Genomic DNA, 20,382 nt, shown 5'->3' on the forward strand with positions numbered 1-20,382 from the left:
GTTCAACGCTGATTTTTGTAGGGGATACGGTTATGGCTGTATTTGATGGGAATGAGTGGTGGGACGATTTTAAGTCTAGGCCAGGAGTTCTCCCCATTACCGGAGGTGCAGTTTATAATGGCACGTCTGGAATGGACGAAATCTATGGATCTGACCCGGATATCTGGGGGAGTGGCCCGGTTCGGGAGAATCTTGGAAACGACACCTTGAGCGGTGGCGGCGGCGACGACGGGATCATGGGCCGCGGCGGCAACGACAGCATAAGCGGTGGAGACGGCAACGACGGGCTCTATGGGGACGCCGGCACCGACTTCATCTTCGGCGATGCGGGTAACGACTTTATCGATGGCGGCGCCGACAACGACACCCTCAGCGGCAACACCGGCAACGACACCATTCTCGGCGGCGACGGAAACGACAACATCACCGGCGGCCAGGATCAGGATTGGCTGTCAGGCGGGGCCGGCGACGACGTCGTCGACGGAGCGCTTGGCAACGATACGCTCCAGGGCAACGCTGGAAACGACACGATCTCGGGCGGCGACGGAAACGATCAACTCGCCGGCGGCCAGAACAACGACGTCCTGAACGGCGGCGCAGGGGCCGACACTCTGACCGGCGACCTGGGGAATGACACCCTGACCGGCGGATCGGGGGCCGACGTCTTCTTCGCCTCGAACACTACGGGCCAGGACGTCATCCAAGACTTCAACTACGCCGAAGGCGACCGCATGCAGATCATGTCGGGAACCACAGGCACGGCCTACCAATCCGGCGCCGACACCATTTTCGACATGGGCGGCGGCAATCAGATCGTGCTGGTCGGGGTGAACCTTTCCTCGCTGCCTGCCGATTGGGCATTCTACTAGATCTTCACGGCCCGTCCGCAACGCGGGCGGGCCGCTCTTCGCAGCGGCGGGCCGCAAGAGCGCCCGGTCATTTATTCGTCCTCTCGCACCAGCCGGCGGTCACCGCTCCCGCGTGGCTCCACTTTCCATCTGTGGACGCCCCCTTCAGCGCAATTAGGATTTCCGAAGGTCTGACACGTAGTCGGATGCTGCCATCCGTCCGGCCTGTTGTGCGCCGCCTTATCGGTCCGGGGCCGCATGGGTATTTGCGGATCGGGTCCAAATCACCCGTAGCGTACTCGTAACGCACTTGCGGGAACGCCACAGCACCGGTCGCGTCAGCTCCGTGCGCCAGGAAACACCGACTTGGCGAATATCCAGGTCAATGATGGTAACGTCTCCGGTAGACGCCTCCCTTGAGTGAAGTCAGACAACCTCACTCTGGCGCGTAGATGCCGTCGGGGGGGCCACTCCATCACCCCTAGCAGACACCTCTTTCGTCTGATCTCGGTCTAACTGAACCGGCGCGGCGAATTCAATTCGCTGCGCGGCATCCCTGACAATCGACAAACCTAAGGAGCGTCCGCATGGCGGCGCCCCCTACGCTCGCGCTTGCGCAGAACCTGGTCGACGACCTGGTCTTGCGCGGGGTCGAGATCACTGACGCGGCGGCCTTGGCGGCGAGCTGGGCGACCCGGTTCGAGGCCTATTTCGGCGGCGACGAAAACCTGCCCGCGCAGTTGGTGACGAAGCTGACGACGGCGATCGCCGGCGTCAGCGCCGATGCGCTCAACCGCATCGAATGGTGGACGGGCGCGGCCGACGGCGGGTTTGGCGACGACGAGGGCGAAGGTGAGGGCGGCGGCTACTACCGCGTGACCCTGGCCGATGGGTCCGAGCGGTTCGAGCCGTGTCTGGCGCGCATCCTGGCGGACGTCGGGAATGTCGAGGCCGGGATGGCTGCGGCGCTGGCCGACTTCGCGGCGGATGCTGCCGCCGCGATCACAGCCTTCAACGCGGCTGGGGCGGCGGCGATCGCGGGCCTGACCGCCGAGATCGACGCCAAGCTGAGCAAGAACGGGCCGCAGACCTTTACCGGGGCGCTCGACATCCTCACAGGGCCGCTGGTCGTTAGGGGCGCGGGGGCGATCGGCCGGGTCGCGATGCTGCCGGGGGCGGCTGACCGCACGGGCTCGTTGAGCTTCCAGGGGACGACCGGGACGCAACTGGCGTTCATGGGCTACGGCGACCTGACCAACAAGGTGCTGGCCATCGGCTTGACCGACGCCGCTTACGTTTGGCGCTTCACGACCAAGCTCCCCCAGGGGCCGAGCGGCGATACCGTGGGTTACCTGCATCCGCCGCTCGTCGTGCTGACCGTGAACACCGAGTTCCGGCAGGAGCGCGATGGAATGAACCTGCTGTTCAACAATGGCGCAGGCGCGCCGGTCACGGTGTTCTGTCTAACGACGGCGGGCGGCGCGGCCCCGGTGGCCGGCACGTCCTGCCTGATCACGAACTGGGTCTCGGGCGGGGCGGTCTCGATCGTCCCGAACGCCGGCGCGGGTCTCGTCAACGGCAACACTGGCGCGCTCGTCGCGTCGTTGGCGGTTCCAAACGGGCGAGTGGCCAAGCTGACCTGCATCGGCCCTGACAGCTATCAAGCCACGGTTCTCTAGGAGCGGCCATGTACACCTATCTGAAAGACGGCCAGCCCCGCTACGCGACCGAAATGGGCGTCGGGATCGGGCCGGACGGCGAGCCCTGCGAGCTGGTGTTCGTCGACGGCGTGACGGTTCCGGTCACGCCGGAACTGATCTCGCTGGTCATGCTCCAGGAGACCGCGCCGGCGCCGCCGCCGCTGGAGGGATTCCGCGCCACCGGTCTGCGCCTGGTCGTGACCGACGGGGCGATCACGCAGGAGCACGTCGTCGAGCCGATCGTGTTCGACCGGCCGGCCCGGGTCGCGGAGCTGTGCGCCGAGATCGACGGCCTGCGCGACGCCAAGATCGAGGGCGGCTTCGACTTCGAACTCGCCGGCGTCGTGCATCGGATCCAGAGCCGGGCGTCGGATCGCGAGAACATCGTCACCCTCGGCATGCTGGCCAGGTCCGCGGTGCAGGCCGGCGCGGAAGTCGGTGATCTGCGCTGGCTCTATCTGGATCGCGACTTCGGCTTCATTACCGAGGCCAACGTCCAGATCGGCCTCGACGCGCACGACATGGCCCGCCTGTTCCTGATCGGGATGGGCTTCAAGGATGCGCTGACCTTCAGCGCACGGCAGATGAAAGATTGGGTCGTCGATCTGGACCGCACTGACGCAGAGCTTGCGCAGCACGACCCGGCGATCGGGTGGCCGGCATGATCGGCGTGGTGAGCCTGGTCGCCCTGACGCTCGCCTTTTCGGCCGCTGATCGGTTCGCTGGCGGCGGTCTCGGTTGGTCGAGGCTGACCGTCGATCATGGCGGCAAGTTTCGCGGCCGGCCGCTCTGGTATGTCGCCGCGCCGCTGGCGCTGCTGGCGACGATGGCGGGCAGGTCGGCCGGCCTCGTGCTCGCCATTGGCTGGATCATCTATCGCGGGCCTGGATGGCGGGTCGGGACTTGGTCGGCGATGACGCCCGATCGGCGGGACGTCGTCGGCCTGGCCGTCGCCGCCTTTCGCCACGCGGTCGCCTTCGCCGCGCCGATCGGCGCGGGCCTGGCCGGCGGCCGGGTGATTGGCCTTGGCGAAGCGGCCTTCGCAGCGCTGCTCTACGGCGTCGCGGCGACCGGGCTTGGCCTGCTGCTGGCCGCGCATGCCGATGGCGAGGGCGATCCGAACGCCGGCGTCGAGCTGGCGCGAGGCGCGGTGTTCGGCCTGCTGGCCGGCCTGTTGTCGGCCGCCTGAAAGACTCGAGGCCGGCCGCCTCGGCCGAGCCTCCTCAAAACTCAGTCAAAGAGGAGTTCGAGCGGATGCTCGACACAATGGGCGACAAGCTGGTCGCCGGCGGCATCGCCATGCTTTCCGCCCTGCTCTCGGCCGGCTCGGCTGTCTGGATCGCCGAGCGCAAGAACCGCACCGAGTTCGTGGTCGCTGCGGCGAAGGCGGCCGAGGGCATGGTCGACGCTCAGGCGCGGATGATCGCCGGCCTGGAGCGCCGCGTCGACGAGCTGGCCAAGCGCGACCGCGAGAGCTGGGCGCGCGATGCGGCCTGTCAGGCGCGGGTCGCCGATCTGCGCGATCAGGTCGCCGGGCTGGTCGCTCAGCTCGTCGCCGCCGGGCTGCCGCCCTATCCGCGTGACCCGGCCGGCGAGGCCGGCGAGCGGCGGGAGGTTGAGTAGATGGCCCGCTCGTCGACGCACCCTCTCTCGGCCGCCCTCGCCGGCCTGCTGCGCGCCTGCGCGACCGTAGTGATCTCCGCGCCGCTTCGGCTGTGGGCGCTGATCCTGGCGGGGCCGCCGCTGACCGCGATCGACGTCTGGCTCGTCTTCGTCCTCAAGGACGGGACGTGGCCCGAGGCGCTGCGGGGCCAGCAGCTCGAAACGATCGGGGCGCTCGCCCTGGTCCATGCCGGCCTCGTGGCCGTCGTCGTCGTGAGCCTGGCGGCGGTGAAACTGGAGGCGCAGACGCGCCTCGGCTCGATCTCGATTGGCGGCGACGGCGACGATCCGGACCCGCCTTCCAAGTCGCCCGCCTGACGGCCGGCCGCTCAATCCCAAAGAGGATCTACTAGCTATGACGACGCAGTCCCTGCGGCGATTGACGCCGCATTTCTCGCTCGAAGAGCTGACCCGATCCCAGGTCGCGGTCCGCAAGGGCATCGACAATACGCCCGGGCCGGTGAGTGTGCAGAACCTGCAAACCACGGCCGAGGCCATGGAGCGGGTCCGCGCCATCCTCGGCGTGCCGATCACCGTCACCTCGGGCTATCGCTCGCCGCCGTTGAACGACGCGATCGGCGGCTCGCCGACGTCGGCGCACACGCTCGGCCTAGCCGTCGACTTCGTGGCCGACCGCTTCGGCGCGCCGCTCGACATCTGCCGCAAGCTGGTCGAGGCGCGGGTTCGGTTCGATCAACTGATCGAAGAGGGGACCTGGGTCCATATCAGCTTCGACCCGCGCATGCGCGGCCAGGTGCTGACCAAGCGCCCGGGCGTCGCCGGCTATCAAGCGGGGCTGCGCCATGCGGCTTGATCCCGTCGACCTGGCGGCGGCGATCGACGCCGCGTTTCACATTGAGGCCGACCTCGGCCGGCCGACCACGCTCGCGGGCGACGTGCTGCGTCTGCGCGCCGCCCAGCGCGCGTTCCAGCGGACCTTCGGCCGCGTGCTCGACAACCTCGACGAGGGGGCCAGCGTCCTCGATCTGCGCGAAGCGCTCGACGAGTTGGCGCGGCCTGACGCCGGCCGGGAGGGCGAGCCTTGAATGTTCGTCTGATCGTCGCGGTCGCCATGGTGCTCGCCATCGGCGCGGCCCTGGTCGCCGGGCGGCGCTATCTCGGCGGGTTGCAGGCCGACCGCGTCGAGCTGGGGGCCTGCCGCAACCTTGCCGCCGGCCGCGCGCCGGTCCTACCGCAGCGCTGTGGCCCGCAGCTCGTCGCCGCCGTCGAGCGCGGGCTGGCGGCGGCGGCCTGCGACCAGGCGCTCGACGCCGAGGCCAGGACCGCCGGGGCGGGCGGCTACCAGATCGGCCGCGCCTGCTCGGCCGCCGTCAAGCGGCTCGACGCTCAGCGACAGGCCGCGAGCGGCAGTCTCGTCGACGCCGAGAAGGAAGTCGGCCGCCTCCGTGGCCGCCAGGAAATCGACACCGCCGAGGCCGTCGCCCGCGCTGTCGCCATCGAAAGGAAGAAAGCCAATGCCAACGCTGCGATCGACGCTGCGCCTCGCTCTGCTGACGGTCGGGCTGTCTGCGACCTTGAGTGCGTGCGCGCGCTCGCCGGGTTCGGGGCCGCGCCTGGCTGACATGGCCCGGGCCGATCCCATCGTCACCGTCGATCGGCGAACTGAATTCGTCTGCCCGACGCAGCTCGACGCGCCGATCGCCGCCAAGCCCGCGCCGCCGGAGGGCTCGATGCTGGAGGGCTCGCCGGCGGCGCTGGGGTGGGTTGGGGAGCTGGCCAGGTGGGGCGACGACCTGGCCGGCCGGATTTCGGCGGCGCAGGACGCGTGCCGGGACGCGCGCAAGTGATCCGCCGGGGTTGGCGGATGACCTGGCGCGGGTGGGTCTGGCTGGGGCTGCTGGGGTTTAGCGGGGCCTTTTGGTGGGGCTTGGCGGTCGTGCTGGGTCGGCTGTAGTTGAGAAACGGCCAGTTGCCTTGACCCGAGCTGCTTCGACGCCATCATCGGCTCCGCTTAGGGGGAATCCACGATGGTGCTGGGGCAAGACCGTCCGGTTGAGCTTGCGGGTGACGACCTGTTGGACCGGGCCGGATTCGTCTCAAGTTTGGCGCGCGCACTTGTCGTGGAAGAGCACGACCTCTCGGGGCGGGTGGTGGCTCGTCATGCGACCGGCGTTGTGGTCGGGCTGACCGGAAAGTGGGGCGCTGGCAAATCGACGATCCTGAATCTGCTAGCAGAGCAGCTCAAGGGGACCGATCACGTCGTCGTCGCAACCTTCAATCCTTGGCTGTTCAAGGGGCGCGACGAGTTGGTCTCAGCGTTCTTTAACGAGCTTCGGGCCGCGCTCGGTCGAAGCGCCACGGAGACGGTCCGAGAGGCTGTGACCGCGCTCGACCGATATCGGGCTGCTATTACGGCTGGCGGCGAGCTTGTCGCGTTGGGGGCGGACTCAATATCGCCGGCGTGGGTCGGCAAAGGCGTTCGAGCGACCCTTGGTCTCCTGAAGATAGTCACGCGACCAAAGGGGCTATCTCCGCAGCAGGAGCGGGAGGCGCTCGAAAAGAAGCTGGGAGCCGCCAAGGTGGCGGTCGTGGTCCTCGTCGATGAGCTTGATCGCGTAGAAGATGACGAGGTGCGGGCGGTCGCCCAGCTGGTCAAGGCGGTCGGCGATATCAAAGGGGTGTCGTATCTTGTCGCCTATGATCCCAAGCGCGTGGCGGAGGCGTTGGGTCGAGGTGATGTGAGGGCCGGTGAGGCCTATCTAGAGAAGATCGTGCAGCACCCCATCCCCGTGCGGCCACTGTTTGCCGGCGATGTGACTCAGCTCTTCGCCAGGCTGCTTGAGCATCATGCTCTTCAGCTTCCTGCGGACCTTACAGAGGATGAGCGTGCGGTCGTGGCCTGCGTCCAAAGCGCGGTCCAGACGCCGCGCGACCTTAAGCGCCTGGTTGGGGCCTATGCCGTCCTTGAGCGAATGTTGCGGCAAGAGGTGAGCGCGGCCGACCTCCTCGGCTACTCCTGGCTCGCGATCAAGGCGCCCTCGCTGCGTGACGCAATCGCCAGCAACCACAATCTATTTGTTGATGATCCGACGGCAGAGGAATTGGGCCGCCGCATTAGCGATAGGATTGATAAGCGCGACCCCGATCTCGACCACGCTCTCGGCGGGCCTGCTGGGGTGCACGCGGCGCTCCTGAAATTGCTGTTTCCGCGGTTCGGAGGGGGTGAGCGAGAACACAGCGGCTATCGCCTTTCGCTGCGCCGCAACTTGGTTCGGGCCATCTATCTTGGCGATGCGCCGGATTCCGTCAGGCGCGAGAGGTTGGAGGAGATGTGGGGCGCGCCGGATGTGGGCTCGCTCACGGTCGATCTGGGGCGCGCGCTTACGAGTGGTGAGCTGGGGCGAATTTTTGATCGGCTCGACGACCTCTTTCCTAAATTGCCGGAAAGTGGCGATGCGGCCTTTTGGCGGGCGCTGGCTCATGCCCTACTTCGGGAAGACGATTGGTATCTGAACGACGAACCGCATCGCGCGTACGCCAATGACGCGGCGGCCGTGCTGATGCAACTTGGGCGCAGGGATGTGAAGGATGTCCGGCGCGCGAAGAGCATCGTTGCGTCGCTTCTCTCGGCGGAAGACACCGTCTTGCTGCCGATCATCGTGCGCAAACACCTGTTCCGCTGGGGGCTGACCCGCTACGACTCGTTCGAGGGGCGGGGGCCGTCCATCTTCGACCGTGCGGAGACGGAAGAATTACTCTCCCGATCTGTTCCGATCTTTCGAGCCTCGATCCTTGATGGTTCCCTGCTTCGGCGTGTTCCGAACAGCGAGGCGATGTGGGTGCTCTCCAACGTCGACCGGTGGGATGAGCAGCTCCGCAAGAGCCTAACGTCTCAGCTTGCCAGCTATGAGGGGCGAGCATCCTTCGCGTCCCTCACTGTGCCGCCCGGCTATGGAGTTGGTCGGTCATCGCTTGAGGAGTTGTTCGATGTGGACATCGTTCTCGCCAGAATGAAGGAGGCCGGCGAGGGCGCGACTTTCGAAGACAAGTCCTGGACCAATCTCTGTCTTCGTCGCCTTCGTAGGACGTTAGAGGGCAGGGATACGATGTTCGACGACGGTACGGACGACGCTAGTCCTTGACCCCAAGCTCACCTACAGGCGTGGGGCCGTGACTGTTGAGCGCGGCGCAACCGACGCGACCTGTACGTGATTACCGCACTTTTGCGGGATTGCGGGCGCCCCTCATAGTCGAGCGCTGGCCGCTACGGCAACGCCTGGCGCTCAATTTGCGCCGAAGCGCTGGCCTTTGATGCGGGGTCCTGACGATGATCGATCCACGCGCCTTTGTGGCCGCAGCTTGAGAACCTCGCGTTCGCGGCTAGCTCAGCCTCAGTCATGTCCTCGGGGAACTGCGCCAGGTCAGGCCACTCGATCACCGCGCCAGACCGACCGCCATGTCCGCACGTCGAGCAGGTGAGGACGATCAGCCAGCCCTTTTCGCGGCACAGACCGATGGTCGTGCTCTGCAAGCTCTCTTCGTAGTAGTCGGGCCACTTCCGTTCCATGCGTTGCATGTGAACGGAAGGAGAACATTTGAGTCAAGCGGGCACGCCGGGCGAATTCGTTTCGCCCCTGTGGCGGCTGGGAAAATGCCGCTAACCCATTGGAACGATTAGAGCGGAAATGGGCCTAGTTGGGAGCCGGTGCGTTGATTTCATTGAATTTCAGCGGAGCTTCCCAAGTTGAATGTCGTGGGTTCGTAACCCAACTCCGCGCCAAGTTCGCGTCGGCTACGAAAGAGATAGCCCCATCTAGCCGGATCGGGATGGCCCAGTGCGGGGCGCTTCTGTCACTTCGGATGAGGCATAGTCCATTTCGGATAATGGACAGTGCGCGCAGTAGCGGACTGCGGGCGTTGGCAATTTCCGCAATGGGTGGGTTGCGGTCTTCACCGCGCCGGCGGAAAGCGGACCTAGGAACTCAACATCTCGACGTGGCGACGGACCGTCCGCGCTCGCCACTCATCGTTCAGGCGGCCTAAGAGATCCTCTTGGGCGGCAAACCAGCGCCGCCGCTGATCGGTGTGGTTGCTGTTTTCGACCGCCGCTCTTGCGAGCTTCGCCGTGACCTCGTCGAACAGGACGTAGAGGAGGTGGTCGGGGTCGCTGGCGAGGACTTCAGCCAGTTCCCAATCGACGCCGTCTTCTTCCCTCATGAGCGAGAGGTACCACCCATCGGGGTCGTCACCGTCATCGCCTTCATGCCACGCTAGACCAATCCAAGTACCGCCAGGCAAACGGTCGTGGCTTGGCAGTAGATCGATCGACGCGCCAATCCGTGCTGCCAGCCGCCCGATCTGTACGTGCAGATCGTCTAGCAATGCCTGTCGTTCGCTCGGCTCCATCGCGGGAGACTAGCGGACCTACACAAGGTCCGAGAAGGGTCGGATCCGGTCTATCGCGGAATGCCCGGAAGCGGGCATACGCATGAGTCCGCTTCCGGCTCTGCACCCTATGTCCGGTAGTGTAGCTAAGCGGCCGCACCCCGCGTGCGGCACCGGCGACAGCGTCGGTTCGGCCAGGTTGGTTTGACTGTCGAGCCAAATGACTTGGGGCTGCGCCCCGGTGCGCCTCGCGCTAGCTTCCGCCCCGCTTCGGACGCCCGAGGGGTCCTGCAGCCGGTTCCCGCGAAGCTGGCGCCTCCGCTTGCCCCCTGGTCTCGCCGACGGGCAAGGGTTCATGCTGAACCCCAGCCTGAGTAACAAGGCGAGAATCCCTTGGCTGGCGCGATGACCTGGCGAATGGGCTCCTGGAGTCCAGATTGCTCTCGGATCACCACTGACAGCCCTCGCCTCTCCCGTTGCCGACGGTAAGAGCTAGCGCAGTTCAAAACGCTTCAAGCTGTTCAATTGAACGGAAGCCGGCGGCGGCTCCCTAGGCCCTTGCGGCCCCAGAACCGAGTTCTTGAGTGGGCAACCGAGTACGCCCATGAGGCCCACGCTAGAGCGCTCGCCCCCAATGTGACCCTGAACGACTTGAGAACTGCTTCTAGGGTCGAAAACCCTAGAAGAAATGGCGCGCCCGGAACGATTCGAACGTCCGACCCTCAGATTCGTAGTCTGATGCTCTATCCAGCTGAGCTACGGGCGCGCAGTGCCTTTCGGCGAAGGCGCGGAACCTAGTCGGCGAGGCTCCGGTTGGCAAGCGGGGGCGAGCGGAAAATTTCGCCCCCACCGATTTTCTTTTCAGAGCCCCGGAAGACGGCCGCCGAGCCCCTTCAAAATCGCCCCGCCAACCCCCGGCACGCCGAAGGGCGACTTGCCCTGCTGGCCGCCTTGGCCGCCGCCCTGAGCCGGGGCTCCACGCGCGGCTTCCTCGTCATCGCCGCCCATGCCCGGCATCTCCATGCCCAGCATGGCCCCAGTCTGGGATTTGTAACGGACCTTCACCGTCCAATCGATGTTCCAGGCCACCTTTGGGTCGGCCGGTCGCGGCGGATAGGAGATATTGGTCTCGCCACCATAGGCGGCCAGCTGCACCATCGCCTGCGGCGCGGCCTTGGTGAACTCCATCGGAATCGTGCAGCTGGTCGTGCTGGGCGCCATCAGCGCCCGCGAGGCCACCAGCCGCTTCAGGTCGGCCGAGCTCAGATAGTCCGGCAGGGCGAACGCCGAAGCCTGCACCTCGCTCGACGACCACATGACGATGGTGTCCTCGCCGGACGACCCGATGGCGGTCGCCAGATAGCCCTCGGCGTTGGCCACCGCGTTCCAGGCCAGTTGGCCCGAGCCGCTGGGGTTCATCAGGTTCTTGGTCAGGGAGAGCGGCCCCAGGAAATCCTGCTGGGCGGCCAGCGCGAACTGGATGTCGGGGGTGTAGGTGCCGCGGATCAGGTGATCGCCGACCAGCGAGCCGGCCGCCGGCACCGAGGTGCGGGTCTTCTCGTTCGGCCACTCGCCATAGGTCGTGTTGCGGCTAGACGACGGCGGCTGCATCGGCGAGCCGAGCTGATTGGCCAGCGCCTGCATGCCGGGCGGAACCTGGCCGGCGGCGACCTTGGCGAAGTCGATGACGATCGGCTGGCCAGCCTTGGCGTGCTCGCCGCAGCCCCAGTAGATCAGCATCTTGCCCTTGGGCTTGTAGTCCTGGGGCATGTAGCTGTCTTCGCGGGGCGGGGTCGGCGCGACCTTCGGCGTCAGCAGCGGCAAGCTCTGGCCCGCCCGCAAGGCCGCCGGCGGCAGATGCTCGGCGGCCGGTTCACCGGTCGGCTTGCGCGAAGATCCAAGCTGCAGGGTCAGGGACTTGGCGACGTTGGAGTCGCCGCCGCCCATCATCGCGCCCATCATCGCGCCCATGGACGGACGCCCGCCGCCCCCGCCGCCCATCGCGCCGAACCCGGTCTGGGTCTGGGCGCTCATCCAGTAGGTGGCGACCGGGCCGGTCACTTGCTGCTTGGTCTGCGCGTCAGCTGCGCCGGCCAACAAGCCCGCGCCGGCCACCAGGGCCGTCGTTCTCACCCACTGCATAGGCAGGTCTCCATTCAGACATCTAAGAACGCGGGTCTCTAAACTGTATGCTTAGCTGCAGCGTTCTCCAAATCGCCGAACAGGCCCTGGCGAGCGACGAAAGCGCCGAAGGGGTCAGACGGGCAGATCGCGCCAGCCGCGGACGCCCGGCCAGGGGGCGGCGGCGTACACGCCGCGGGCGCTGGCCCGGGCCAGCACGTCGGCGGCCAGCGCCCCGATTCGCGCCACCACAAAGTCCGCGCCCTCGGCTGGCGGCGGCCGCCGGGCGGTGGAGAGCGCGAACACCACGTCGCCGTCAAACGGGGCGTGCACCGGTCGGATCGCGCGCGCCAGCCCGTCCTGGGCCATGATCGCCACACGCTTGGCCTGGGCCGGGGTCAGGGCGACGTCTGTGGCCACGCAGGCGATGGTGGTGTTCATCCGCGCCTTGGGGTCGGATTTGGCCAGGCCCCACTCGTCGGGGCCGGCGCGCAGGTCGCCGGGGCCCAGGCCGCCGAATTCCCCGTCAAGCTCGTAAGGCGCGGCCCAGAAAGCCCGGCCGCCCGGCGCGACGACCGACCCGAACGAATTGACGCAGACCAGGGCCCCGACGGTGATCCCGTCGGCGCTGACGATCGAGGCGGATCCGGTCCCGCCCTTCAGGGCGCCGGCCATCGCGCCATAGCCGGCGCCGGCCGTTCCGAGTTCGAGATCGAGGCCGGCGGCGAGCACCGCCTCTCGGCCGAGACGGCGATACGGCGGCTCCTCCCCCCAGGCCTTGTCGCCGCCGTTGGCCAGGTCATAGAGAATTGCGCCGGGCACGACCGGCGAGCGCGGCACGCCATTGGCGCTGACCAGGCCATAGCCGCGGCCCTGCGCGCCCAGCCAGCCCACCACGCCGTCGGCGGCGGCCAGGCCATAGACCGACCCGCCCGACAGCACGATGGCGTCCACGGCGTCGACCAGGTTCTCCGGGGCCAGCGCGTCGGTCTCACGCGTGCCCGGGCCGCCGCCGCGCACGTCGCAGCCGGCGACGGCGCGATCGTCGGGCAGGATGACGCTCACCCCGGTGCGGGCGGCGGCGTCGCTCGCCTGCCCCACCTTCAGGCCCGGCACGTCGGTGATCAAGTTGCGCGCGCCCGGCGCGGCGGAGGACATCTGGCTCATAATCGGCATCGAAAGCACGGCGGCGCATTTGTTGTCCACGCGCGGATGGCTATGGTGGCGCTCTCCTCCCCCAGCGTCCGACGGGTTCTACGTGCTTCAGCTCCAGCGTTTCGCCGCCCTTCCCCTCGCCTTGGCCCTGGCCGCCTGCGCCACGACCGCCACGAAGGAGGCGCCGACGCCCGCCCCCGCGGCGACCGCGACTGCGACCGGCCCCAAGGTCATGGTCTCGGCCGCCAATCCGCTGGCGGTGGAGGCGGGGCTGAACGTCCTGCGCAAGGGCGGCTCGGCGGTGGACGCCGCGGTGGCCGTGCAGGCGGTGCTCAGCCTGGTCGAGCCGCAAAGCTCGGGCGTCGGCGGCGGCGCCTTCATGACCTACTACGACGCCAAGACCAAAAAGGTGGTCGGCTACAACGGCCGCGAGACCGCGCCGGCCGGGGCGACCGCGACCATGTTCCTGGACGCGACCGGCAAGCCGCTGCCATTCCCTGTCGCCGTGACCAGCGGCAAGGCGACCGGCGTGCCCGGCGCGGTGGCGATGCTGGCCATGGCCCAGGCCCAGCACGGCAATCTGGCCTGGAAGGACCTGTTCGGCGACGCCGAGCGGCTGGCCGCCGACGGCTTTGTGGTCAGCCCGCGCCTGGCCGGCATGATCGCCAGCCCGTTCCCGCAGGCCGGCACGCCCGACGCCAAGGCCTATTTCACCAAGCCCGACGGCCAGCGCTACCAGGCCGGCGACGTGCTGAAGAACCCGGCCTACGCGACCACGGTCCGCAAGATCGCCGCCGAAGGTCCCAAGGCGCTGCTGGAAGGCACGATCGCCCAGGCCATCGTCGCCAAGGTGCATGAGGGCCCGCTGCCCGGCACGATCACCCTGGCCGACCTGAAGTCCTACAAGCCGAAGTCGGGCGACGCGGTCTGCCGGCCCTATCGCGTCTACATCGTCTGCGTGCCCAACGCCCCGTCCAGCGGCGCGGCGCTGTTGGAAGCGCTCGGTATCCTGTCGCACACCGACATCGCCGACCGCGGTCCGACCGACCCGCAGGCCTGGTTCCTGCTCGCCCAGGCCAGCCGCCTGATGTACGCCGACCGCGACCGCTACTTCGGCGACCCGGACTTCACGCCCGTGCCGATCGAGGGGCTGCTGGAAGAGAACTACGTCGCCAAGCGCGCCACGCTGATCGGCGACGTCGCCGGCCCGGCCCCGGCTCCCGGCACGCCGCGCGGCGCCGGCGCCCTGGCCCCCGACGCCACCAAGGAACCGGGCGGCACCTCACACTTCGTGGTCGTCGACGCCGACGGCGACGTGGTCTCGATGACCACCACGGTCGAAAGCATCTTCGGCACGGGCCGCATGGTCGGCGGCTTCTTCCTAAACAACCAGCTCACCGACTTCTCCTGGGCCCCGGCCAACGCCGACGGCACCAAGGCGGCCAACGCCGTGGCCCCCGGCAAGCGTCCGCGCTCGTCGATGGCTCCGACCATCGTGCTGGACCGCGAAGGGCGCTTCGTGGCGGCCATCGGCTCGCCGGGCGGCAACTCGATCCTGGCCTACAATCTCAAGGCCTTGGTCGGCGTTCTCGATTGGAAGCTGAGCGTTCAGGACGCCTTCGACCTGCCCAACCTGATCGCCCGCGGCGACAGCTTCGCCTCGGAACCGGCCCGCTTCGCACCGGGCGTCGTTGACGCCTTGGCGGCCAAGGGGATCGCCTTCAAAGGCAGCGGCGGCGAAGGCTCGGGCCTGCACGGCGTCATGGTCACCCCGCAGGGCCTGCAGGGCGGCGCCGACGACCGCCGCGAGGGCGTGGCGAAGGGCTTCTAGCTCTCGGCGTTCCTGGCGCGCCGGCGCTTCGGCGTCGACGCCCGGGTTGGCGCTCCCGGCAGGCGCAGTTCGAACACCGTACCCTGCGGCCCGGTCTCGGCCAGCGACAGGTCGCCGCCGTGGCCCTGGGCCAGTTCGTGAGCGATGGCCAGGCCCAGGCCCGCCCCGCCCTGCCGGGTCGAACCGGCGAACGGCTGGAACAGGCGCTCACGTGCCCGCTCCGAAACGCCCGGACCGTTGTCTGCCAGGCGGATGACGCTGACCCCATCCTCGTCGAACAACGAGACCTGCACCGAGCCCTGGCTCTCGCGGCCGCTCTGCTGCTCGATGGCCTGGCGGGCGTTGCGCATCAGGTTGACCAGGATCCGATGCAGTTGGTCGGGATCGGCGACCACCTGGTCGGCGGGGTCGACCAGCGAGATCATCCGCACGCCGTCGGGCGACAACCGCGCCTCCTCCTCGGCGTCCTCGAGCACCTGGGCCAGGCGCAGCGAACGCACGTCGGGCGCGGCCTCCTCGGTCTTGCCGTAGGCCAGCACGTCGCTGGCCAGCTTCACGGCGCGGTCCAGCGCCCGCTCCAGGCGCGGCATGGCCTGGGTCACCTGCGGATCCTTCAGCGCCGCCAGCCGCTCGGAGGCGATCTGCGCGCTGGTCAGCATGTTGCGCAGGTCGTGGTTGATCTTGGCCACCGCCTCGCCGAGCGCGGCCAGGCGGGCGCGTGACTGCAGGGCGGTGCGCAGCTCCTCCTGCATGCGCTCCAGCTGCACCTCGGCGCGGCCCACCTCGTCGCGGCGACCGGAGGGGTCGATGTGCGCGGCGGTGTCCTCTGGGTCAGCGGCGAAGCGCTCCATCGAGCGGGTGATCCGCTGCATCGGGCGGACCAGGAAGTAGTTGAGCGACAGGTAAACCAGCCCGCCGGCCAGGAACGAGACGAAACCCATGATCGCCAGCAGTCGCCAGAGATAGGCGCTGAGCTCGGCCTTCAGCTCGGTGTCGGGCGCGACCACCTCGATGAACTGGGCCTTGTAGAAGCGCGGCTCGGCGATCACGCGGACCATTCGCCCCTCGCCGCCGCCGAACAGCGTCTGGAACGGCGCCGACAGCCAAGAGGCCGGAGCCTGGTCGCGCAGGTCGACGAGATAGGGCGGCTCTTCCAGCCGCGGGCCGGGGACCTTCAGGAAGCGGTTGCCGTCGTTGTCGAGCACCGCGACCGTCTGCACGCCGGCGCCCTCGCGCAGCTGCGAGGCGAGGTTCTCGCTGAGGATCTGGTCGGGCGCGACTTCGGTGGCCATCGAGGCCAGTTCCGCGGCCCGCACCCGGTCCAGCAGCCACTGTTCCTCAAACGAGGCGAGCGCCGCCGGCAGGGCGATGGCGCTGGCGCCGGCGACGAACAGAATAGTCAGAATCAGCAGGCGTGCGGACAGGCCGCCCGGCCAGAAAAAGCGACGCGTGGGCGGCTTTTTGGGCGCCGAAGGAGAGGGGGCGTCCGCCATGACGACTCCCCCGTTACTGCACCCGGAACGGTTCGGCAACGCAGCGCCGTTCCGAAGCGTGGCCGATTCCGCAGGAAAGCCCGCGCTTTGGCCTCAATTGGCGCCCACCGCGGCGGCGACCGAGGCGAAACCATCACGCCGCAGGCAGGTCGCGAGGTCGCGCTTGATTCGGGTCACAAGGCCCGGTCCGCCGAACACCATGGCCGAGTAGAGCTGCACCGCGGACGCCCCGGCGCGGATCTTGGCGTAGGCGTCCTGGCCCGAAGCGATGCCGCCGGCGCCGATCAGGACGACGCGTCCCGCCGAGGCCTGGGCGAAGGCGCTCAGCATCTGGGTCGACAGCGCCGTCAGCGGCGCGCCCGAAAGCCCGCCGGTCTCGCCGGCGAAGCGGGAGGCCAGCTGCGGGCGGCTGATGGTGGTGTTGGAGACGATGATGCCCTCCAGCCCGTTGGCGACCACGGTCTCGACGATAGCCTCGACCTCGCCGTCCTCCAGATCGGGCGCGACCTTCAGGAACATTGGGACCCTGCCGGCCGCCGGCAAGGCGTCGCGCGCCTGGGCCAGACGGCCCAGCAGTTCCTCGAGCGCCGCCTTGGTCTGCAGCGCCCGCAGGCCCGGCGTGTTGGGCGAGGAAATGTTGATCGTGAAATAGGAGGCCAGGCCCCACAGCCGGGTCAGGCCGGTGACGTAGTCGGCGACGCGATCCTCGGCGTCCTTGTTGGCCCCGATGTTGGCCCCGACCACGCCCGGGCCTCGCCGCGCCAGGCGGGCGGCGAACGGCTCCAGGCCCTCGTTGTTGAAGCCCATGCGGTTGATCACCGCCTGATCCTCGCTGAGCCGGAAGAGGCGCGGGCGCGGATTGCCGGCCTGGGCCAGCGGCGTGACCGTGCCGCACTCGACGAAGCCGAAGCCGCTGGCCAGCATCGGCCCGAACACCTCGGCATTCTTGTCGAAGCCCGGCGCCAGGCCCACGCAGTTGGGCAGCTTCAAGCCGGCGACCTGCGTCGCCAGGATCGGATCGTCGCCGCCGGCGCGCGGGCCGAGCCCCAGGGCCAGCAGGCGAATGGTCAGGCGGTGGGCGTCCTCGGGATCGAGGACGTGCATGGCGCGGGCGGCGATGTCGTGCAGGCTCATGCCAGCTTCCCTAGCTGCGGAACCCCGTCGGAGGCCAGCGGCGCTTCGGTGACCGCGCGAACCTTGTCGGTCGCGAGCTGTCCGTAGAGATGCGGAAAGAGGTCGCCGCCGCGCGAGGGCTCCCAGACCAGCGCTGCCCCCAGGTCGTCAGCCTCGATCGCCAGCACCACCAGGTCGGCCTGGCCGGCGAAGTGCCGCCGCGCGGTCTCGGCCGCCTGCGCGGCGCTCGAGAAGTGGATGAAGCCGTCGGCGTGATCGACCGCCGAGCCCGCGAATACGCCGGCGGCCTGGGCCTGCGCCCACTCCGCGCGGGAGAGGATCTTGTAGATGCGTCCCATGGTCAGCCCCGCGGGAAGAACAGGCCGTCGTACGACGGGCGACCGGCGGCGTCGAACAGGAACACTGCGGCCGCCGCGGTCGGGAAGGCCGCGTGGGCGCGCGCGATCAGCGGCGCCGGGGCCGAGCCCTCGGACAGCAGCCGGATGGCCAGTTCCTGCAGGCCCGGATTGTGCCCGACCACCATCACCGTGCGCGAGCTCTGGCCCGCCGCCTCGGCCAGTTCGCGAACCAGTCGCTCCTCGGCCAGGTACAGCGAACGTTCGAACCGCGCGGCGCAGGCCGGAAAGGCCGCGTGCGCCGACGCCCAGGTCTCGCGGGTGCGCTGCGCGGCCGAGACCAGCGCGATGTCCGGGACCAGGCCCAGGTCGGCGAGGTTGGCGGCCATCGCCGCAGATTCCCGCACCCCGCGGTCGGTGAGCTTGCGGTCAAAGTCCTCGCCGCTCTTGGACTCGCGCTCCGCCTTTCCGTGGCGCATGAGAATAAGCCGATCCATGAACTCTCCGCCGCGCTCCTTGCTGTGTGACGCGCCCCCGAGCGCTGCTGGTAAGGTCTCATAGCCGTCCTGAGCCGATACGCGAAGCTGTTGACAGCGAAAGAGCTTGGCGGTCCAAGCGGCTGATGAGCGCGATTGCGATCCCGAAGGGCGAAACTGGCGGCGGCCTGCACAGCTTCCCCGCCGATCGGCCGCTGCGCCTGGATTCCGGCGCTCTGCTCAGCCCCCTGGAAATCGCCTACAAGACCTACGGGACGCTCAACGCCGACAAGTCCAACGCCGTGCTGGTCTGCCACGCCCTGACCGGCGACCAGCATGCGGCCTCGCCCCACCCGGTGACCGGCAAGCCCGGTTGGTGGGATCGGGTGATCGGCGCGGGTCTGCCGCTCGATCCCGAGCGCTACTTCATCATCGCCACCAACGTCATCGGCGGCTGCATGGGTTCGACCGGCCCGGCCTCGCTGAACCCGGCGACCGGCGAGCCCTACGCCCTCTCCTTCCCGGTGATCACCATCGCCGACATGGTGCGGGCCCAGGCCATGCTGATCGAGGCGCTGGGCATCGAGACCCTGTTCGCGGTGGTCGGCGGCTCGATGGGCGGGATGCAGGTCCTGCAGTGGGCGGCCGACTACCCCGAAAAGCTGTTCTCGGCGATCTGCATCGCCGCGGCGGCCCGCCACTCGGCCCAGAACATCGCCTTCCACGAGGTCGGTCGCCAGGCGATCATGGCCGATCCCGACTGGCGCGCCGGAGCCTATCAGCTCGCTGGCGTGCGTCCGGAGAAGGGCCTGGCCGTCGCCCGCATGGCCGCGCACATCACCTATCTGTCCGAGCCAGCCCTGCAGCGAAAGTTCGGCCGCGAGCTGCAGCGCGACGGCCTGTCGTGGGGCTTCGACGCCGACTTCCAGGTCGAGAGCTACCTGCGCCACCAGGGCGCCAGCTTCGTCGACCGCTTCGACGCCAACTCGTACCTCTATATCACCCGGGCGCTGGACTATTTCGACCTCGGCGCGCGCTGCGGCGGGGTGCTGGCCGAGTGCTTCGCCAAGGCGCGGCACGTGCGCTTCTGCGTACTCTCGTTCTCGTCCGACTGGCTCTATTCCACCGCCGAGAGCCGCGACATCGTCCGCGCGCTCAACGCCGCCGGCTGCCGCGCCAGCTTCGCCGAAATCGAGACCGACAAGGGCCACGACGCCTTCTTCCTCGACGAGCCGGTACTGGATTCGGCGCTGCGCGGCTTCCTGGCCTCGGCGGCCGACAAGCGGGGCCTTGCGTGAGTTTCATCCGCGACGACTTCAAGGAAATCCTCCGGATGGTGCGCCCGCACGCGCGGGTGCTCGATGTCGGCTGCGGCGAGGGCGAGCTGCTCGAGCTGCTGACCAACGAGAAGGGCGTCGACGGCCAGGGTCTGGAGCTGTCGCGCGAGGGCGTGGCGGCCTGCCTGGCGCGCGGCCTAGCGGTCGTCCAGGGCGACGCCGACCACGACCTCGACAATTTCCCGACCAAGGCCTTCGACTACGCGGTGCTGTCCAAGACCCTGCAGCAGGTGCGTGATCCCAAGCACGTCTTGTCGGAACTGCTGCGCATCGCCGATCGCGCCGTCGTCTCGCTGCCGAACTTCGGGCACTGGCGGGTGCGGATGGACCTGCTGACCAAGGGCCGGATGCCGGAGACCAAGTCCCTGCCCGAGCCCTGGTGGTCGACGCCGAACATCCACCTCTGCACGCTGCGCGACTTCACCGCCCTGTGCGAGGATCTCGACCTGCGCATCGACGCCTGCGCCTCGCTCGTCCCCGGCAAACCGGCCCGGCAGATCGACCCGCTGGCGCCGATCGAGAACTGGCGCGCCGAGAACGCCCTCTTCCTGCTCAGCCGAAAGGCGGAGCCGGCGCCTCCAAGCACGCCGGCCCCGCCCCCAGGCAGCCTCTTCGAATAGCGGCGGGCGGCGGGGGGACCTTCCGCCCTGGGGGGAACACCGCCTTAGGAGAGCCACTTCGGCTGCGGGCGTCCCGCCGCAGCCATCAGGCTGAGGAGCGCCAGGCTCCCCTCGAAGAGGCAGAAGCCGGCCACCAAGAGGACCGGCGTCTCCACGATGGCGCTGGGGTGGACGACCACCAGCGCAATCCCGAAGATCAGGCAGACGACGGCTCCGGCCAGAGCCGCCCATGACCGCCAGAGCGGCGGGCGACCATGGGTGCGCCGCGCTACACCGACCAGCCCGGCGGCGATCGCCAGGAGAGCTCCAGCCAAGAGCGTCATC

General features: G+C 68.5%; 23 protein-coding genes and 1 tRNA gene. 14 read left to right on the forward strand and 10 right to left on the reverse strand.

What is annotated here, in order from left to right; translation table 11 throughout:
* The first annotated feature begins 131 nt into the window (after window positions 1-131).
* The 11 genes from C0481_RS02840 to C0481_RS02890 all read left to right on the forward strand — a co-directional run bounded on the left by C0481_RS02840 (window position 132) and on the right by C0481_RS02890 (window position 8,313).
* Window positions 132-869, forward strand: coding sequence for a calcium-binding protein (locus C0481_RS02840; protein ID WP_293400561.1), 738 nt, complete (start codon window positions 132-134; stop codon window positions 867-869).
* A gap of 566 nt (window positions 870-1,435) precedes the next feature.
* Complete coding sequence (locus C0481_RS02845) at window positions 1,436-2,527, forward strand: hypothetical protein (protein ID WP_293400480.1); 1,092 nt, start codon at window positions 1,436-1,438, stop codon at window positions 2,525-2,527.
* Between the two features lie 8 nt (window positions 2,528-2,535).
* Window positions 2,536-3,213, forward strand: coding sequence for a hypothetical protein (locus C0481_RS02850; protein WP_293400481.1), 678 nt, complete (start codon window positions 2,536-2,538; stop codon window positions 3,211-3,213).
* Window positions 3,210-3,737, forward strand: coding sequence for a hypothetical protein (locus C0481_RS02855; RefSeq protein WP_293400482.1), 528 nt, complete (start codon window positions 3,210-3,212; stop codon window positions 3,735-3,737). Before C0481_RS02850 ends, C0481_RS02855 begins: the two co-directional genes overlap by 4 nt.
* 65 nt (window positions 3,738-3,802) lie before the next feature.
* Window positions 3,803-4,171: a hypothetical protein gene (locus tag C0481_RS02860; protein ID WP_293400483.1), complete on the forward strand. Its 369-nt coding sequence runs from the start codon at window positions 3,803-3,805 to the stop codon at window positions 4,169-4,171.
* Complete coding sequence (locus C0481_RS02865; protein ID WP_293400484.1) at window positions 4,172-4,528, forward strand: hypothetical protein; 357 nt, start codon at window positions 4,172-4,174, stop codon at window positions 4,526-4,528.
* Window positions 4,529-4,565: 37 nt separating this feature from the next.
* Entirely contained in the window at window positions 4,566-5,024 is a 459-nt protein-coding gene (locus C0481_RS02870) for a D-Ala-D-Ala carboxypeptidase family metallohydrolase (RefSeq protein WP_293400485.1), read from the forward strand.
* The gene (locus C0481_RS02875; protein WP_293400486.1) at window positions 5,014-5,256 is read left to right on the forward strand and encodes a hypothetical protein; all 243 of its coding nucleotides are present in this window, start codon (window positions 5,014-5,016) and stop codon (window positions 5,254-5,256) included. Before C0481_RS02870 ends, C0481_RS02875 begins: the two co-directional genes overlap by 11 nt.
* Window positions 5,253-5,792, forward strand: coding sequence for a hypothetical protein (locus C0481_RS02880; RefSeq protein WP_293400487.1), 540 nt, complete (start codon window positions 5,253-5,255; stop codon window positions 5,790-5,792). Before C0481_RS02875 ends, C0481_RS02880 begins: the two co-directional genes overlap by 4 nt.
* Window position 5,793: 1 nt before the next feature.
* Window positions 5,794-6,018, forward strand: a complete 225-nt coding sequence (locus tag C0481_RS02885) for a hypothetical protein (RefSeq protein WP_293400488.1) — start codon at window positions 5,794-5,796, stop codon at window positions 6,016-6,018.
* 180 nt (window positions 6,019-6,198) lie between these two features.
* Window positions 6,199-8,313, forward strand: a complete 2,115-nt coding sequence (locus C0481_RS02890; RefSeq protein ID WP_293400489.1) for a P-loop NTPase fold protein — start codon at window positions 6,199-6,201, stop codon at window positions 8,311-8,313.
* 122 nt (window positions 8,314-8,435) lie between these two features.
* Here the strand turns inward: C0481_RS02890 and C0481_RS02895 are convergent, their stop codons facing one another.
* The 5 genes from C0481_RS02895 to C0481_RS02915 form a co-directional block, all read right to left on the reverse strand.
* Window positions 8,436-8,702, reverse strand: a complete 267-nt coding sequence (locus tag C0481_RS02895; RefSeq protein WP_293400490.1) for a hypothetical protein — start codon at window positions 8,700-8,702, stop codon at window positions 8,436-8,438.
* Between the two features lie 443 nt (window positions 8,703-9,145).
* On the reverse strand, window positions 9,146-9,577 hold the full coding sequence (locus C0481_RS02900) for a hypothetical protein (protein ID WP_293400491.1): 432 nt from the start codon (window positions 9,575-9,577) through the stop codon (window positions 9,146-9,148).
* Between the two features lie 668 nt (window positions 9,578-10,245).
* Window positions 10,246-10,322, reverse strand: a tRNA-Arg gene (locus tag C0481_RS02905).
* Window positions 10,323-10,417: 95 nt separating this feature from the next.
* Window positions 10,418-11,698 carry a hypothetical protein gene (locus tag C0481_RS02910; RefSeq protein ID WP_293400492.1) on the reverse strand — a complete coding sequence of 427 codons (1,281 nt, stop codon included), beginning with the start codon at window positions 11,696-11,698 and terminating at the stop codon, window positions 10,418-10,420.
* Between the two features lie 114 nt (window positions 11,699-11,812).
* Window positions 11,813-12,844: a P1 family peptidase gene (locus C0481_RS02915; RefSeq protein ID WP_293400493.1), complete on the reverse strand. Its 1,032-nt coding sequence runs from the start codon at window positions 12,842-12,844 to the stop codon at window positions 11,813-11,815.
* 91 nt (window positions 12,845-12,935) lie between these two features.
* Between C0481_RS02915 and C0481_RS02920 the strand changes: the two genes are divergently transcribed.
* On the forward strand, window positions 12,936-14,663 hold the full coding sequence (locus C0481_RS02920) for a gamma-glutamyltransferase family protein (protein WP_293400495.1): 1,728 nt from the start codon (window positions 12,936-12,938) through the stop codon (window positions 14,661-14,663).
* On the opposite strand, the gene C0481_RS02925 is transcribed toward C0481_RS02920, so the two are convergent.
* From C0481_RS02925 to C0481_RS02940, 4 genes are all read right to left on the reverse strand, one after another.
* Window positions 14,660-16,156, reverse strand: a complete 1,497-nt coding sequence (locus C0481_RS02925) for a HAMP domain-containing sensor histidine kinase (RefSeq protein WP_293400496.1) — start codon at window positions 16,154-16,156, stop codon at window positions 14,660-14,662. The two genes, C0481_RS02920 and C0481_RS02925, sit on opposite strands and share 4 nt — an antisense overlap.
* Window positions 16,157-16,249: 93 nt before the next feature.
* Window positions 16,250-17,290, reverse strand: a complete 1,041-nt coding sequence (locus C0481_RS02930) for a quinone-dependent dihydroorotate dehydrogenase (RefSeq protein WP_293400497.1) — start codon at window positions 17,288-17,290, stop codon at window positions 16,250-16,252.
* Entirely contained in the window at window positions 17,287-17,628 is a 342-nt protein-coding gene (locus C0481_RS02935) for a DUF952 domain-containing protein (protein ID WP_293400499.1), read from the reverse strand. The genes C0481_RS02930 and C0481_RS02935 overlap by 4 nt, the downstream gene beginning before the upstream one ends.
* A gap of 2 nt (window positions 17,629-17,630) precedes the next feature.
* On the reverse strand, window positions 17,631-18,122 hold the full coding sequence (locus C0481_RS02940) for a histidine phosphatase family protein (protein WP_293400501.1): 492 nt from the start codon (window positions 18,120-18,122) through the stop codon (window positions 17,631-17,633).
* 125 nt (window positions 18,123-18,247) lie between these two features.
* Here C0481_RS02940 and C0481_RS02945 point away from each other — a divergent pair, with 125 nt between their 5' ends.
* Window positions 18,248-19,399: a homoserine O-acetyltransferase gene (locus C0481_RS02945; protein ID WP_293400503.1), complete on the forward strand. Its 1,152-nt coding sequence runs from the start codon at window positions 18,248-18,250 to the stop codon at window positions 19,397-19,399.
* Entirely contained in the window at window positions 19,396-20,058 is a 663-nt protein-coding gene (gene metW / locus C0481_RS02950; protein ID WP_293400505.1) for a methionine biosynthesis protein MetW, read from the forward strand. The genes C0481_RS02945 and metW overlap by 4 nt, the downstream gene beginning before the upstream one ends.
* 44 nt (window positions 20,059-20,102) lie before the next feature.
* Here the strand turns inward: metW and C0481_RS02955 are convergent, their stop codons facing one another.
* The gene (locus tag C0481_RS02955) at window positions 20,103-20,372 is read right to left on the reverse strand and encodes a hypothetical protein (RefSeq protein WP_293400507.1); all 270 of its coding nucleotides are present in this window, start codon (window positions 20,370-20,372) and stop codon (window positions 20,103-20,105) included.
* Window positions 20,373-20,382 lie beyond the last annotated feature (10 nt).

Origin of the sequence: Phenylobacterium sp. (assembly GCF_013822795.1) — a bacterium.
GTDB lineage: Bacteria > Pseudomonadota > Alphaproteobacteria > Caulobacterales > Caulobacteraceae > Phenylobacterium.

Excerpts from the sequence above, each read along its gene's own strand:
- C0481_RS02930 (WP_293400497.1), bottom strand. The coding sequence starts at position 17,290 with ATGAGCCTGCACGACATCGCCGCCCGCGCCATGCACGTCCTCGATCCC.
- C0481_RS02925 (WP_293400496.1), bottom strand. The coding sequence starts at position 16,156 with ATGGCGGACGCCCCCTCTCCTTCGGCGCCCAAAAAGCCGCCCACGCGT.
- C0481_RS02915 (WP_293400493.1), bottom strand. The coding sequence starts at position 12,844 with ATGAGCCAGATGTCCTCCGCCGCGCCGGGCGCGCGCAACTTGATCACC.
- C0481_RS02870 (WP_293400485.1), top strand. The coding sequence starts at position 4,566 with ATGACGACGCAGTCCCTGCGGCGATTGACGCCGCATTTCTCGCTCGAA.
- C0481_RS02855 (WP_293400482.1), top strand. The coding sequence starts at position 3,210 with ATGATCGGCGTGGTGAGCCTGGTCGCCCTGACGCTCGCCTTTTCGGCC.
- C0481_RS02945 (WP_293400503.1), top strand. The coding sequence starts at position 18,248 with ATGAGCGCGATTGCGATCCCGAAGGGCGAAACTGGCGGCGGCCTGCAC.
- C0481_RS02885 (WP_293400488.1), top strand. The coding sequence starts at position 5,794 with ATGGCCCGGGCCGATCCCATCGTCACCGTCGATCGGCGAACTGAATTC.
- C0481_RS02900 (WP_293400491.1), bottom strand. The coding sequence starts at position 9,577 with ATGGAGCCGAGCGAACGACAGGCATTGCTAGACGATCTGCACGTACAG.
- C0481_RS02875 (WP_293400486.1), top strand. The coding sequence starts at position 5,014 with ATGCGGCTTGATCCCGTCGACCTGGCGGCGGCGATCGACGCCGCGTTT.
- C0481_RS02935 (WP_293400499.1), bottom strand. The coding sequence starts at position 17,628 with ATGGGACGCATCTACAAGATCCTCTCCCGCGCGGAGTGGGCGCAGGCC.
- C0481_RS02890 (WP_293400489.1), top strand. The coding sequence starts at position 6,199 with ATGGTGCTGGGGCAAGACCGTCCGGTTGAGCTTGCGGGTGACGACCTG.
- C0481_RS02910 (WP_293400492.1), bottom strand. The coding sequence starts at position 11,698 with ATGCAGTGGGTGAGAACGACGGCCCTGGTGGCCGGCGCGGGCTTGTTG.
- C0481_RS02940 (WP_293400501.1), bottom strand. The coding sequence starts at position 18,122 with ATGGATCGGCTTATTCTCATGCGCCACGGAAAGGCGGAGCGCGAGTCC.
- C0481_RS02865 (WP_293400484.1), top strand. The coding sequence starts at position 4,172 with ATGGCCCGCTCGTCGACGCACCCTCTCTCGGCCGCCCTCGCCGGCCTG.
- C0481_RS02845 (WP_293400480.1), top strand. The coding sequence starts at position 1,436 with ATGGCGGCGCCCCCTACGCTCGCGCTTGCGCAGAACCTGGTCGACGAC.
- C0481_RS02860 (WP_293400483.1), top strand. The coding sequence starts at position 3,803 with ATGCTCGACACAATGGGCGACAAGCTGGTCGCCGGCGGCATCGCCATG.
- C0481_RS02840 (WP_293400561.1), top strand. The coding sequence starts at position 132 with ATGGACGAAATCTATGGATCTGACCCGGATATCTGGGGGAGTGGCCCG.
- C0481_RS02850 (WP_293400481.1), top strand. The coding sequence starts at position 2,536 with ATGTACACCTATCTGAAAGACGGCCAGCCCCGCTACGCGACCGAAATG.